The organism is Collinsella aerofaciens (genome assembly GCF_015554145.1).
In the GTDB taxonomy this organism is placed as follows: Bacteria; Actinomycetota; Coriobacteriia; order Coriobacteriales; family Coriobacteriaceae; genus Collinsella; species Collinsella aerofaciens_AA.
The window spans coordinates 47,146-61,900 of the sequence record NZ_JADNHZ010000016.1; the positions used below are offsets into that span (position 1 = coordinate 47,146).

A 14,755-nucleotide genomic window follows, 5' to 3' on the forward strand; every position below is an offset into this window, starting at 1 on the left:
CGGCTACTCCCCCTCTCTGGGCAGGTCAAACGCGCGCGCCGTCTCGTCGTACAGCGCGCGATAGTTGGCGAGCATCTGCTCGTGCAAAAAGTACGTGGCAACGCGACGCTGGCCACGCTCCCCCATCTCAATGCGACGGGCGCGGCTTGTGCACATGCGCTCCATGGCATCGGCCAAGCCCTTGCGATACATGGGCGGCGTCACAAAACCTGCCACGCCAAAGTCATCGCCCGGGGCGCCTTCGAGCAGCTCGCGGCAGCAGCCCACCTCGGTCGTCACGCAGGGACGGCGCGCTGCAAGCGACTCCAGCACGCTGAGCGGCTGGCCCTCGGAGATGCTCGTCAAAATGGTAAAGTCGAGCTTTTCCATGTACTCAACCACGTTGACGCGGCCGGTAAAGATCAAGTCGCGCACGCCCAGGGCATCGACCAGCGCGTGACACTCGGCACCGTACTCCTCGTCATCCACGCCACCCATGATGTGCAGGCGCACGCGGGGCAGGCGCTCGTGCAGCTCAAAGAAGGCATAGATCATGGTCTTGACGTCCTTGATGGGCGCCAGGCGCACCACCGCGCCAATGTCCACCCAGCCGTCATCGGGCTTTAAGGGAATGTCCTTAAAGCGGTCAAACTGGATGCCGTTGGGAATAACCATGCATTTGTCCGCATCGCAGCCCATATCGATCTGCGTCTTGCGAGCGTTATGGAACAAGCTCGTCACGCGGAAGGCGCGGCGGTAGATCTCCTCCGAAAGCAGGTAGAAAAAGCGAATCCAGCGGTCCTTAAACGACGGCACCACCCAGTCGGCACGAATGATCTCCTCCTCGCGCTCGCGGGTATAAATGCCGTGCTCGGTCAGCAGCACCGGAGCCTGGTGAACGCTTGAGCCCAGGCAGGCGAGCAGGCCGCCGTAGCCGGTCGAGATGGCGTGGTACACATCGGCCACCGGCACCTCGCCGCCCAGAAGGTAGAGCACGGGCAGCAGCATGGAGCGCATGGTGTGGAATGCATCAGCAAAGGGCGTGTATGGGTACTCGGCCAGGCACACGTCGCGAAAGATATCCATAAAGGCGCGACTCTGCAAAAACGAGAGCGGATGCACGCGACGGCGCTGGAAGATATCGAATAGCACGTCCCAGTCCGGATTGGAGAGCGACACCAGGCGGCGCAGCGCCTCGCGCTCGCGGGCGTTAAAGTCGGCCTCTTCTTGCTCGCCCGAAAGCCGCAGGGCGTCGTCCAGAAACACCTCGTGCACCTCGACCACGTTGCCGGGCAGCTCGTAGACAAACTTGCCGCGGTCGGCAGCATGCGCGCCGATCACCCACAGCACAAACTCGTGCTCGGGCATGGCCTGTATGTAGCCGTGCATCCAGGTGGACACGCCGCCGTGCACATAGGGGTAGCAACCCTCGAGTACCAAGCAGATTCTCATTTGTCGCCACCCTCCTTGCGTGCAATGGTCACCGTCTTGTCCGTGGCTTTGACCAGGTACAGGTCGCCCGTCAGATGCGTAATCTCGCCACCCGTGACTGCACCCGGGTCGCCGTTGTTGGCGCGGAACATGAGCCACGCCTCGTCGTGGAAATCGCCCAGGCTGAGCGTCCAGGCATCCGCACTTGTATCCACGCTCACCGTCACGGACGAAAAGCGCTGGATGGCGCCCGAGCATTCCGAGCCGGTCTGGCGACGCAGGTCGGGCGCAGACTTGGAAAGCCAGTCCAGGTAGTCGGTCAGGCCGCCCTTGTAGACCTCCCAGCCCTCCTTAGCGCCGCGATCGGGGTCCAAAAGGTCGTCCGGATGCATAAAGTGCGTGCTCACGTAGTGCATGTTGAGCTCGGACACGGCTGCCAGACGCATATAGGAATCGTTGACCATGCCGCCCGAGACAATACGTGGCTGCTCCACAATGCCATCGCTCGCCACGCCAAACTCCTGCACATAGGGCAAGTCGGTGCCATCCTCAAAATACGTACTGGCGATGGTCTTAATGCGCGGAACGTCAGTACCGATAAGCTTGCGCGCACGGGCCGAAAGGATATTCGACGGTGGCACATATACCGAGCCGTGCGCGTTGGGCAGCACCTCGTCCTGGAAGGCTATAAGCTCGTCGAGCGATGCGACGAGCGCCTCCTTGTTCTTCCACGTCTTGTAGTCGTACAGTGTGCGATAGTCGGTATCCCAGAGCGCCAGCGGCTGATGGTTGTAGCCGTGGAAACCCAGCTCTCCGCCCATCTGCAGCAGCATGCCGCCAAAGTAGCGGAACTGCGTGGTATCGGCCTGGCGCGCGGGCTCGGTCTGGTTGACCGCGTCCTCGTAGTTTTCGATCATCACGCCGGTAAAGCGAACGCCATATTTTTGCGCGAGCTTTTGCAGATCGGGCCACCAGACCTTGGCATAAAAGTCGGCGATAGAAAGCCCGTAGTCGCGCTTGATATAGGTGCCGTCGCCCGAGGGCACGGGGCTGGGAAAGTCGTCCAGATAGAAGACGGCGCTGTTGATGACGGGGTAGGCCGTGGCATCGCCCAGCAGGCTGATCGCCGCGGCGTAAAAACCGCGCATGACCTTGTCATAGATACCGATATTGCACACCACGGTGCGACCACTACCGCAGTCATTCGACCAAATGAGCGGGGCGCCCGCATCGCCGGTCTTAGCCCACACACGAGCCGTCTCGCGCAGCGAAACCGAAAGCGACGAATCAAAGGGGTCCGAGAGCTCGTAGCGCTCTCCCCCGCCCAGCATAAAGTCCTCGCTCGGCACAATGCTTTCGGCTTTTACATAGTCATATCCGGCAGATTCAATGCCAAGCTTGGGAGCAATCACTTGCAGATAGCCCGAGTTATCCGGAGGCATGGCGAGCATAAGCGAACCGCCGGCACTCACCCAACTCATAATGTCGCTCAGGTGCGTACCGAGCCCATCGAGCGACGGCATGAGCAAAATCACGCGATCGTAGGAGGTCAGCGAGGGAATGGCATCTGCGCCGTCCAGGGCAAGGTCCACGTCACGGTGCGCGATCTTCATGTCGAGCAGAATCTGGTCGAACTGCTCCTTTACGTCCTCGACGCCAGCTTGATCGGAATCGGTAATGACCAGGCACGTGGGCTTTTGGCCAAATATTGCCGAGGAGGCCGGCACCGCATCGTTGGCGGCAAGCATCCCCAGCTTATGCTGGCCCGCACTGTACTGTACGCCGGCGCGCTCCACCAGCAGCACGGCCGCCATGGCAATAAAGACCGCCCACACCACAAGCAGCCCCATCCAGCGAAAATGGCCCGCACGGTCGCGGATATGCTGTACCACGCTCATCGGGCCTCCTCTCCGTTGCGCCAAAACGCTAGTTCCTCGCGGTTGGCGGCGCTCAAGTATACATGCTGTTTGTCAATCGCATCGATCACGCGGTGGACCTCGTCACCGTCGCGGCGCATCACCGCAAGGCGCAGACAAAGCATCCAAACCTCCTGCTCCTCGGGCACATCGAGCACCAGCTGGTCGATCACGGCCTGCGCCTCGTCGATCTGTCCGACATCGGCCAGCGCCGTCACGTATCGAATGCGAAGCTCAAGGGTGTCCTCGCGCTCGCAGCGACGCGCAAGCAAGCGCGCGTACTGTTGGCGCTGAATCTGAGCCACACGCCCCTCGGCCAAGCCCGAGCCCAAGTATTCACCAAGAAAATCGCAGTATTCGTTGAGGTTTTGCGCGCTCGGGTCCGTCTTAAAGGCACGCTCCAGCTGCTGCAGTTTAAGGTCGGACTCCTTGGAGATCTGCGCCACCGCCGTCGCGGCATAGTGAGCCACCTCAACGTCGTCATTAAGCTTAGCCGCCTGCAGCTGCGCCAGGTACGCGTTGGGCTCCTCGGTGAGCATGGAGAGCATTAGGCGGCGCCGTTCTGCCGGGTCGTTGACGATGAGCGCCTCCTCGAGCGGCACTACGCCTGCATCGGCATCACGTTCGTGCACTAGGATGCTGCGATGCAGGTCGTCGTTGAAGCGCAGCGACTCCAGCGCAGACTCTTTCAGCCCCTCGCCAAACACCGCGCTGCGGACCGATAGCAGAACCACCAGCAACGGGCCCCACAGCGGCACCAGCACTATTACAGCCAGCATGTGCCCGCGCACCGGCAGCAGGCCCAACTTCATGAGCGTCCACAGCATCAGGCAAACCAGCGCATGAATCAGCAGCAAGACGGCAGCAACGACAAGCGAGATCAAGCGGCACCCCCCTCACCGTCACCGGTGTAAGAGATGTGCTGCAGCAGCGCCACGATGTCCTCGCCGTCAACGGGCTCCACCGCAATCTGCTTTGCGCTCAGGCGCTCGCGGATAATGGGCAGATCGCACGCCTTTGCCTGGCGCATAAGCAGGTAGAGCATGTCACCATCGACCAGGCCCGCCGCATCGCTCTCGCGGATTGCCGACCCAATTGCGCCCACCAGCTCGCCGACAGGCTCCATGCCCGGTACCACGCGCAGGAGCAAAAAGCTGCCCATCTTGCCATCTGCCAGCGCCTGCTCGGCCGCGAGCTCTTGACCAAAGGCAGCCTGCTTGAGCACGCAAGTGCCGTCAACGCAGCGTTTATCCTGTGCCACCGCCTCATAGTCAAAGGCACGGCCCAGCGCGCTTTCGACCAGGCCGCACAAGATGCGGAACAGGTTTTGGTAATAGAGCGTCATTTGGTTCTGGGCCGCACAGCGCACAAAGATCAACACGGCGGGCGCCCCGTCACGCTCGATCGTGTATCCAAACATGGGAAGCCCCGGCGTCAGCTCGCGGTTCACCCACAGGCTCGAACGACCCCCGTCGCCTAAAAGGGGCGCAAGCTGCTCAAGCGTAAGCGAGCGTGCGGCATCTTCGGCAATCGCGGGACTTGCTGCCATCAGGCGTGCAAATGCCCCGCCCGAAACATGGTAGATCGCCACCGAATCGTTCTCGAGGATCTCGCCCAGAAGCTCGCAGCACTTGCGATAGATGTCGCGTGGGTTGAAGACGTCAAGCTCCTGCGTTACGGCAAAGATCTTGCCAAAGCTGTCGTGGCGACCCACGATCTGGCGCCTGTACGCGCGCTTGTCCTCGATCGCGTCGTGGTAGAGCTGCGTAAGGAACGTATTGCGGTTGCGCACGAGCTCGTTTTGATCGCGCTCCGCCCTAATGGCTTCGCTGTTGCGCAGCTGCACATAGCCGCACACGGCACCCACAACAAAGTACGCGATAAACGGCAGCCAGTTGGACGGCTCGTAGAACAGGCCCTGGAAGGTATAGCCGTACAAAGTAAAGTAACTCGCAGCCAAACCCACCGACGCCAGCAGCGCCGCAACCAGGCCAAAGTCCAAGCCATACAGCGTGCCGATCAGCACCACGTAGAGCAGGCGATAATCGAGCACGTTGAGCTGGGTCGATTGGGAGAACACGCGCTCCAGCACTTCAAAGAGCACCCAGGCGGCTGCCGTCTCCAGGCATTTGACAGGCAGCGTGCGCATTTGAATGCGGTCGATGGCCGCGCGCAAGGGGTTGACCTTCTTTGCACGGCCAGCATCCCAGCGAGCCTGAATGGTCGAGAGGTCGCGCAGCAAGTCGTAGCGCTGAAACCAGCCATAGCGCACGCGAGCGACGTCGCTGGCGGGCAGGGCGTAGCCGGCAGAATCGCCATAGGCAACTGAGAGCCCTGGGAACAGTGCCTGAAGGGCCTCGCCCACCTCACCCACCGTGTGATGGAAGGTATCGGCTACGTCGAGCGTCTCAAAGTTACCATTCCAGCTGTCGAAGATACGGCGTACCAGCACCGCAAGCTCCTCGGCACACAGCAGAGGAAACGCCGCATCCTGCGCGCCCTGCAGAGCGGCCGATCCGGTTGAGCATTCGTCGAGCATCGGCACCAAAAACGGGTCCTCCAGCGCGGCAGACGCGGTATACAGGAACGGCACGCGCAGGATCTTAGTCTGAACGCCCTCGCGAGCAGCGTAGTAGCGGCACAGGTCGTTGGCTGCGTGCGCGATAATGCCCTTGCCCGTTCGCCCCGCGGCATCGGCGGCACCCTCGGCACCCGCGGGACCTGCTATATACAACAGCTGGATCCGGCGACCCGCGCACGCACGAAAGACCGAGCGCAGCAGCTCGATATCGCCCACGGTATCGGTATGCGGGGTTAGGTAATTAGACAGGTAGACCGCGCGGTCGAACTCGTAGGCCTGCTCCAAGTGCTGGAGCAGCTCTTTCCACGAGGCATGGGGCGACGACTCATCGCGGCGCGCTTCCTGCGCGGCTACAACCTTAACGTGGTCCCCAGGGAATGCCTTGGCGCAAAAGTCATCGTCAACATATGCGGTGTTGCCAACAACCAGCACCTCCATGGCGCACCCCTCCCCTAAAATCCACTTTGTTCATAGTCAAACATGCGTATTTTACGCTGTCAACGCGAGCTGAGGCGCCTTTAAGGCTGTTTTAAGAACTTTTTTAGGGGATGTGGAGACATCGAGAGTGCTAAATGAGCACTCAATCCAGAAGTATGCGGCAAATTCTTGACATGCCGACCACGCCGCATTGCGACAACGCTTCTACCTGCGGCTTCTGTTCATGAAAAGGGCGGTGTGCTCGAAGGTTCCGAAATTAGCCGCATACTTCCGGTGAATGATTCCGGAAGTGCGATGAAAATCCGAGATCTGTCGACCAGGCCCCGGTTTCGAGGTCCGGCGATCTGCGGTTTTGTTGCCAAAAATTGGGGTGTGCTCGGCGGTTTTCGGTTTTTCCTCGCACTTCCGAAAAACACGCTTAAACCGCGCGTCCCGAAGCATAAAACCGCCGGATATTTGCTTTTCCCCAAATGGGATCCTTGTTTTGCCAAGCCGAATCTTACATCTAAATAAAAAAGAGGGCCGACGCATCAACCCTCTTCAGGTGTCGCCCGAAGGCTTCCACCGCAATTAAGTGTATTCTAGTCGTTAACCTATGCTTGTGAAAGGCAAAGATGATTCAACTAGCCAACAAACATCCAGTCACTACCGGTAGTACTCGGAATCTTAGACGAATCGCCGATGCACACGATGGTCGCCGAAGCGCCGGCCACATACTTGACCTCAAGAACGGAAACACCTTGCTCCTTAAGCCTTGAGGTCATCTCGGTTATCTGAGTTTTATTCACGTCATTTTTGCTGACCAGCTTAACGCCATTGGCATCATTTTCATTCAGGCAGGATTCAACCGTATTGTAATCGGACCAATAACAGTACTCTCCAGAAAGCCATCCAAGCTCAGTGGCGCATATCGATCCAGTCGCAGAAACCGTCTTTGGAAGCAATCCGTAACGTTGCCTTTCCTCAAATTCCAGAACATCGCAAAATACGTGATTAGCATTAAGTAATCTCGTTCCACAATAGTCCCCATAAAATGGCGCAAAGTGATTGCGGATAGTCCGCGACAACATCAAGTAGTCGTAGGTGTAATAGCCCATGAAAAGTCGCAGACCGTCTCCCCCGGATCCCTCAGCAGAACGACCGAATTCAACAAGGAACTGGTCCCACATGCTCTCAATATAGGGAATTGCGAGTTTAACGCTATCCCTATCAGACAGAGGAGTCTCGCTCTTCTGCTGCATTATCCCCGTAGTATTTGCCAAATGGAAATGAGCGGCCATACGCTCGATCGTTCGGATGAACTCAGGACGATTCCCATCCTCTATAGCCATAATTGCGAAGAAAACACTTCTCAACAGGAGATCATTCGAAAAACGCTGAGGTAAAAGATCACCATATTCACGCTCGTATGCGAATAGCCTGGCTTCGCCCGTATCAATTGAAGAGTAATTAAATACGGAGTACGACGGAACAACATATGACGGAATGACATATGAGCGCACACGGCTACGCTTAATTTGATAACGCTTAAAAAAGGTGGAAATCCAAAAGGTCACAACACCAAATAATGCCAGCTCAAACTCAAAGGCAATACTCGAAGTATCAAGCACATCTAGCCCCAGTCCTCCGAGATAGCCATCGATAACAAAGTGATCGAATGCGACGGACAGCAAAAGAGACATGAACGCCTCGAATGAGAAAGGAAGGGTCCGGTACCGCAATTTACCCCTTGCATGCTTGATTACCCCAAGAAACAACCAATAGAAAAGGGTGGGCATGTATCGCAGCGAAGGACCTGGAACTGAAAACGCATCGCAAATCGCAGCCACAATAAACACGGGGAGCTGGCAACAAATTGTTGGAGCGAGAATTCGGTAGGCAACGTTCAACCTGCCCGACTCATCGGAGGGGTACAGTTCTTCGACGGTGTATTGCCCTCCAATCGCCAAGGGCCCAGCAAAGCGGACAAGCTGAACGCTCACCAAACCGGTAAAGACATAAAAGACAATCCAAAGAATAGTGACCGATTCCACCTGTAAACAATCTCCTCAAGTCATACGCTTGCGATTAATTGTAGATAGACAAAATTGAACAGGAAGCGACAATATTTGAAACTGTTGTTTTACGCTCCCCGGATCAAATGCCTTCAATTAAGAAACCCGGCGAAAAACCCAGACTACAAAATCGAAGAATACGCCCATGCAGAGCTTGACCTGAGCAGCAGCCTCACTGGCTTTTCCTGGAAGGTCTCGGTAACAAGTCTCGAAGAGGCGCAAGACGGCCTCATGTTGAAGCTGCCGCATCGCGTATAGTCAACCCAGCACGGGTCAGAGCGCCGCCGGGGACCAAAGCGGGCCCACCATCCGTCCCCTCCCCAACATTCCCCAGAAAGCTCGCTGATGTTGACTGGTGTTCCCGTAAAATAAACCCCAACAAAATATGTGCGGAGTGCCGGCCTGGAGCTGCCTTCGGACCCTATTGGCTGCTCACCGAGAGGCTCCGCTATGAAACGACCCCTTTACTACCTGCTCTGCGCGATCTCATGCGCATCCAACTTGTAGGGTAAATTCATCGCTCGCGTCGATTACGACCCCAATATTTCCTTAGGAAACACGCTCGGCAAATCGTTAACGCCCATAGCGAAAAGCACTTTTGCGCTGGCATCGTTGCTGAGCTCGTCGCTCAACTTAAGTGCATCAAGCAGTATATTTCGGCGTAAAATCTTATAGTCATCCTCAGTCAGCACTAGCTCAAGATCGCTTAAAACCCCTACTAGATTGACATCGTGAGACGGAGATACCCTGGCGCAGAATAGACGCTCGTCATGCGCACAGATATTTCGAAAATCTTTAATGTGATCATATGCAAGTCTTAGCCTACGTGGGCTGATGCGCTTATCGACTTCATGGGTCTCAGAATAGAGATCGGAAAACGACTTGGCAATGGAATTTCTCATGCTTTCTGGCTGAAACTCGTAGAACTTGAATGCCTGACCAAGCATCAAATAATTCATAAGAATCCATACCGGCGTATTATCGTGATTATTCTCATAATGCCGAATATAGTCCCTTTTATAATCGCTTTTCCATTTTTGAGACCTACATAGCACCTTCTCGAAATCACAAATGAGCGTGTCGATCTTTTTTCGATAACCAGCATCAGCACGGTAAGATCTTCTATCCAGGTATGCTTCCGGGCTATCTTTATGGGCCATTGCGAAACGATAAGAACAGACAGTTTTAAGAATCGCTTCCGCCTTGTTAAAGTACTCAAACATGAGCAGACGCAATGAACGGTCAAATTCGAATAAACGATATATATCAGAAAACTTCGTACCTTTTACGAATAGCTCGTGGCAAGAATCTCCGCGCTGGTCGAGAAATAAATCCTTGTAACCGTTAATAACCGGATAGTATCCCTCGCGCTCCAAAACTAAACGAGTATTGTTATCGCATTCGAGTCCACGGCTTTCAAGAATAGCAATCTGCTCATCAATAGATTTAAATGGTTTATCCATTAGGACCCCTTAAACGCGAAAACCGCCTTTCGGCGGTTCCCACGGACCAAGCCGGACGTACCGTCGCAAGGCCTCATCACAACGATTACTTTAAGGGAGAACTCGGGGTCCGTCAATCCAATACCACGAATCCCCCAAATCAACCCTTTGAAGAGACCAAACAACCAATTCAGGTAAAATAGCCCCAAGCTCGTATTTCGCCACAATGAAGAAGTCATTTAGCGACAACGGACGCGATATAACGGGCCGTTGTCGGCATGGAGCCGACCCCTTATCCCCTCGGTGGGAAGGGGTCGTGGCCATGGGAATCCCTTGCGCGGATTCTGCCGTCACGACGATGGATGATCAACTCCGACTCTTGATTGGAGCAGAAGCGTCGACCGAGCTTTATTGCCTCGCTCTGCGTTGTCGTAACGAAAGAAGCGCGACATGCCCCTTCGCCCTTAACCTGCCAATTGCCATCCGAACGCTTCGTAATGTGCTGATTTCTACCTTTCATAATCACCTCGCCTTCAACTCTGAACTTGCCGATGTGTCTACAGCATGAGATATGTGACAGAAGCCCTCGTGCCGTTTTTTCAAAAGTGTAAGCACTGGCGCGGACAAAAAACGAAGCGCACACAGCAGGACCGTTGACCCACCATGATCTACCCGGCGAGCAGGGTGATTCATTGGAAGCGTCTTTAGCGTACGGGACGGGTATCTACGCCAGCTGGCTCTTGCCGTTTTCCGCATGTTCACGGTGCGAGAGAGCGACATCGTTGACAGCACATAACATTCCCCGCACGGTAACGTCTTTTACGGTGCCTCAAATCTAAGCTCAACCGCCGAGGCATTCCAGGGCATCCCGCGTAACCCTATTAACAAAACGCCTAAATACACATCATTACACTCATGAAAAAAGGGCAACACTCTCTTGTCGAAAGCGTCACCCTTAAAGCTCCCGTAGAGCTTTTGTATCACAGGACAATATCCTACACCATCTCAATGAGATGAAAGGACACATCTAGGCCTGTCGGGTAAAAGCGTGGGCAGGCCACGAATGAACGAGACGACAGCAGGACTAACGGTCACCGCAATCAAAAGAGCCCAAATAATGCAGCGCACCCTTCACTCGCGGAGCATTAGGGTCTTCACCCAAGAAATTGACGCTATAAGAAGGAGCTCCAACATAGACATGAGTCTTACCGGTCTCGCAACAGAATAAAATATCGCCAGCGCTGTTCTGTGTCAAAGTGTTGCAATTCGAGTAATAATCAAGCTCGTCTGACGGGGCTTCTCCTACAACAATCAACCGAGGCTCCAACTTATCCAGCCATGTCTTAGGGACGCGACCGGACTTCCGTCCATGATGCGGCGCAAAAAGAATGTCCACAGGCGAAAGCGCAATGTCATCTTCGATCGCCTCCATGTAGTCATTCTCCATGTCACCAAGCCAAAGCGCACGGACCCCTTCATCAAGAGAGTAGACAATCGCAGGACTAATATTATTGGGTTTATCAGAGCTTTCGGCATCCCGCAAAGCATCCCGAAAGGTCTCATTATTCACATCGGGCCAGAGGACGCTAATCCCAGCAGAACCGCGCTCACCATCAGAAACGTTCATCCATTTGCGCTTACACCCCTTGTATATTTTGTAAGCGCACGACGACTCCTTCAGATCTTTATACTTTTTGAAACTCTCAGTCTCCGTGGACTTGGAGACATTATTGTCAACGTAATAGAAATTCTTAATAAGCCCGAGCTCATCAAGATACTCAATACCCTGAATATGATCTTGGTCCGGATGCGTACTGATAAAACGAACGACGCCCTTTTTCCCTGCAAGGTTTTTGACCTCATCAAGGATTTCCGACTTACGCTCATCGGTAATATTACAGTCAATCATGCTGAAGTTATCAGTATTGTGATTGATATAAAACATGTCGCCGTTATCAACGGATGGAGACTTAATCTCGCTCATGGTTATCACACTCCTCAAGATTGAAGTTGATTCGTTTTTCTACATACCGTTCCTGCTTGATCCAGGAGGCAACAAATAAGGCGATAAAAGAGCACAGCGCCGCTGGAAGCCGATGAGATTCCGGCAACAATGATGCAAGCAGAATAATTACGAGCAGGACACCGGCCCCCGCCAGGCTGCGATACATATTTGAAATCATTAAGAGCTGCTCGACCTTTGGATCGCGTTTCTGAGCATATGCAAAGGCAGAATAGTCCCGCTTTCCGGTCGGTTGTAGTTTGCGGACCAAAGGTTCAATGCAAAGAGAGCCAATCCGCGACGCAATAAGACCGAGAACATAACTCATCACAAATAGTGCCAGCCAGTTAGAGCAGTCGATACAACTGCCCAACGGCATCTGACTGACGGAATATGTTACGAGTGCACCCGGTAAGAGCACATTGAACAGATCGTAAGCAGAGATTTTTCCAAGCAAATCATCTAGATAGTTATTGGCCAATAATTACGCACCTCCAAGAATCCAAAAGCCATCCTTCGCATTTTTTACAAACTAACCAACCCCGCCACGCAAGTGTCAGGTTCTTGAAGAAAAGCTATTTGGAAATGATTTGAACAAACGGGGGCGCATACTGCTGTTGACCAATAAGCGCACACACCCCTAAAGAAATTTAATGGACCATCAATATGGCCTCGATTTTGACAACTATTCCATCCGACTCCTTCCGAACAATTAGGTTGTAATGGGGAAACGACGCTTCTCGTTGTTTCAATTGTAGCCCTTCGCCAGTTCCATATCCTGTTTTCTTTTTTGATGATGAGCACAAGATGTTGTGTTTTAACAGGTAAACGCAGCTAAAATAATGCGGAACTTATTCACGCGAAATTACGAGTCAGCTCATCCCCTTGTAGACAGCGCCCTTGACCTGCATGAAAACATAATTAGACTCAATCGCTTTCGCCCGGTACAAAGTCATCCACATCGAATACCTGTTCGAAATTAACAAAAGATTTTGCTTGACCAACATGTTGAGACGCCCGCTTATTGCCCGGTCGTAAGCCGCAATAAACTAGGCAGCAGCCTCGCTGACTTTTCCTGAAAGGCCTCAGTGGCGAGTCTCGAAGAAGCGGAAGAAGGCCTCATGTTGAATCTGCCGCATCGCGTATAGTCAACCCAGCTCGGGTCAGAGCGCCGTCGGGGACTAAAACAAGCCTCCCCCCAACATCCTCCAGAAAGTTCGCTGATGTTGACTGGGGTTCCCGTAAAATAATCCCCAACAAAATATGTGCGGAGTGCCGGCCTGGAGCTGCCTTCGGACCCTATTGGCTGCTCACCGAGAGGCTCCGCAATGAAACGACCCCTTTACTACCTGCTCTGCGCAATCGCGTGCACGTCCATGGTCGGCGCGACGATGCCTATGGCAGCCATCGCAGAAGCTATGCAGCCTCAAGAAACCGCCGGGCAGCAGGCGCAAGCCGACGCCACGAACAGCGACGCAGGCAAGGCCGAAGACGGCACCAACGCAAGCGCGATAGCAGATACCGTAGAGAACGGCACCGCAACATCCACCGGCACCAGCGCAGCCAACACGGAAAGCGCTAACGGCACCGCCGCCACGCCCGGCACCGCCGCCGCAACCGACACCCCCACCCCATCCCTGCAAGCCCAAACCAGCCCCACGCCCGAGGCGATCTCCGCCACGGCACAAACCACCTACGCCCACTCCGCCACGGCAACCCAAAACGGCGTCACCTTCACCGTCTCGTGGAACGACGCCCCCGCGGGCACCGCGACGACCTTCCACGTAACCCAAGCCAACGGCTCGTCCCAAGCCAAGGCGCGCATGGACGTGCCCACCTATTGGGACGGCGGCAGCCAGGAAAGCGTCTGCGACCCGTCGCGCCCGGCATGGGCCGGCTACTGCAGCCTGGGCACCGCGGGCCACGACTTCACCTTCGACTTCACGGCGTCGGGCACGTACCGCATCCACTTCTACTTTATGGACAACGGCAGAAACGACCCCCAAAACGACAAGGGGATCTACTACCTGCGCACCACGACGGAGGTGACCGTAAACGACGCCGCCCGCCCGAGCGTCACGCAGATCGTCAACAATGCCGTGGCCCAGTGCAGGCAAGAGACAGACGGCTCGAAATACGACATGGCGCTGTGGCTCCACGACTGGACGCTCGACCAGCTGGAGTACGACCACAGCCTCAACTGGTGCTCGGCCGAAAGCGGCCTCACGCGCCACCAGGGTACCTGCGAGAGCTACCAGCGCATCTACTCCAAGCTCCTTGACGCAGCGGGCATCGCCAACGGCCGCATCACCGGTAACGGCCACACCTGGAACGCCGTAAAGATCGACGGCAAATGGTGCCAGATGGACCTAACCTGGGACGACACCAGCAACAACTGGTACGGGGACCTGGACCAGCGCCATCTGTACTTTGGCCTGACCGACGAGCTCATGGCAATCGCCCACTCCGACCACACGGCAAACTACCAGAAGGCCGACTACGCCTACCGCTCGACCGACCTGTCCAACAATTACTTTGTGCGAAATGGCAAAGCCAATGAATGGGCAGAGAAGTACGCCGGCCGCATTCAGCAGCACTTGGATGCCAAGGAAGAGGGCTTTTCCATCGATGCCGACAACCAGTCCTTCCCGCCGAGCATCTCGGGGATTCAGAATGGAATCATTGCGCATGCGATAAGTCTGAAGGAATGGAAGACTGGTAGCGCCAAAGTTGAACTAACGGCGGAATCTAACGTCTCAAAAGAATCAAACAGCAAATGGAGCGCTAAGTACGAGCTGAATGCTGAATACAAAACAGCAGCATTGGGTAGGGTGATCGACGACGGCCCCTACCGCCTCGCGACCGCCCTCGACGACCGGATGGCCGTGTCGGCCTCCGCATCGGGCTGCTCG

Annotated in this window: 10 protein-coding genes; 1 reads left to right on the forward strand and 9 read right to left on the reverse strand. The window is 55.2% G+C overall.

Annotated elements, in window-relative coordinates:
* Window positions 1–3: 3 nt before the first annotated feature.
* The 9 genes from pelF to I2E13_RS07495 form a co-directional block, all read right to left on the reverse strand.
* Window positions 4–1,431 carry a GT4 family glycosyltransferase PelF gene (gene pelF, locus I2E13_RS07455; RefSeq protein ID WP_195404688.1) on the reverse strand — a complete coding sequence of 476 codons (1,428 nt, stop codon included), beginning with the start codon at window positions 1,429–1,431 and terminating at the stop codon, window positions 4–6.
* On the reverse strand, window positions 1,428–3,308 hold the full coding sequence (locus tag I2E13_RS07460; RefSeq protein WP_195404689.1) for a DUF2194 domain-containing protein: 1,881 nt from the start codon (window positions 3,306–3,308) through the stop codon (window positions 1,428–1,430). The genes pelF and I2E13_RS07460 overlap by 4 nt, the downstream gene beginning before the upstream one ends.
* Window positions 3,305–4,210, reverse strand: a complete 906-nt coding sequence (locus tag I2E13_RS07465; protein ID WP_195404690.1) for a hypothetical protein — start codon at window positions 4,208–4,210, stop codon at window positions 3,305–3,307. Before I2E13_RS07465 ends, I2E13_RS07460 begins: the two co-directional genes overlap by 4 nt.
* A complete protein-coding gene (locus I2E13_RS07470) occupies window positions 4,207–6,345 on the reverse strand; it encodes a DUF4118 domain-containing protein (protein WP_195404691.1) in 2,139 nt (712 codons plus the stop codon). The genes I2E13_RS07465 and I2E13_RS07470 overlap by 4 nt, the downstream gene beginning before the upstream one ends.
* A gap of 623 nt (window positions 6,346–6,968) precedes the next feature.
* Window positions 6,969–8,378 carry a hypothetical protein gene (locus tag I2E13_RS07475; protein WP_195404692.1) on the reverse strand — a complete coding sequence of 470 codons (1,410 nt, stop codon included), beginning with the start codon at window positions 8,376–8,378 and terminating at the stop codon, window positions 6,969–6,971.
* 551 nt (window positions 8,379–8,929) lie between these two features.
* On the reverse strand, window positions 8,930–9,862 hold the full coding sequence (locus I2E13_RS07480; protein ID WP_117779136.1) for an Abi family protein: 933 nt from the start codon (window positions 9,860–9,862) through the stop codon (window positions 8,930–8,932).
* A gap of 271 nt (window positions 9,863–10,133) precedes the next feature.
* Complete coding sequence (locus I2E13_RS11290; protein WP_195404693.1) at window positions 10,134–10,361, reverse strand: DUF2188 domain-containing protein; 228 nt, start codon at window positions 10,359–10,361, stop codon at window positions 10,134–10,136.
* 564 nt (window positions 10,362–10,925) lie between these two features.
* A complete protein-coding gene (locus tag I2E13_RS07490; protein WP_229057880.1) occupies window positions 10,926–11,825 on the reverse strand; it encodes a ComEC/Rec2 family competence protein in 900 nt (299 codons plus the stop codon).
* On the reverse strand, window positions 11,812–12,324 hold the full coding sequence (locus I2E13_RS07495; protein WP_117776309.1) for a hypothetical protein: 513 nt from the start codon (window positions 12,322–12,324) through the stop codon (window positions 11,812–11,814). Before I2E13_RS07495 ends, I2E13_RS07490 begins: the two co-directional genes overlap by 14 nt.
* A gap of 847 nt (window positions 12,325–13,171) precedes the next feature.
* Here I2E13_RS07495 and I2E13_RS07500 point away from each other — a divergent pair.
* Window positions 13,172–14,755 (forward strand): transglutaminase domain-containing protein (locus I2E13_RS07500; protein ID WP_229057881.1); only part of this gene is annotated, 1,584 nt, incomplete at its 3' end.

Coding starts and splice junctions, on each gene's coding strand:
- pelF (WP_195404688.1), bottom strand. CDS start 1,431: ATGAGAATCTGCTTGGTACTCGAGGGTTGCTACCCCTATGTGCACGGC.
- I2E13_RS07460 (WP_195404689.1), bottom strand. CDS start 3,308: ATGAGCGTGGTACAGCATATCCGCGACCGTGCGGGCCATTTTCGCTGG.
- I2E13_RS07470 (WP_195404691.1), bottom strand. CDS start 6,345: ATGGAGGTGCTGGTTGTTGGCAACACCGCATATGTTGACGATGACTTT.
- I2E13_RS07480 (WP_117779136.1), bottom strand. CDS start 9,862: ATGGATAAACCATTTAAATCTATTGATGAGCAGATTGCTATTCTTGAA.
- I2E13_RS11290 (WP_195404693.1), bottom strand. CDS start 10,361: ATGAAAGGTAGAAATCAGCACATTACGAAGCGTTCGGATGGCAATTGG.
- I2E13_RS07490 (WP_229057880.1), bottom strand. CDS start 11,825: ATGAGCGAGATTAAGTCTCCATCCGTTGATAACGGCGACATGTTTTAT.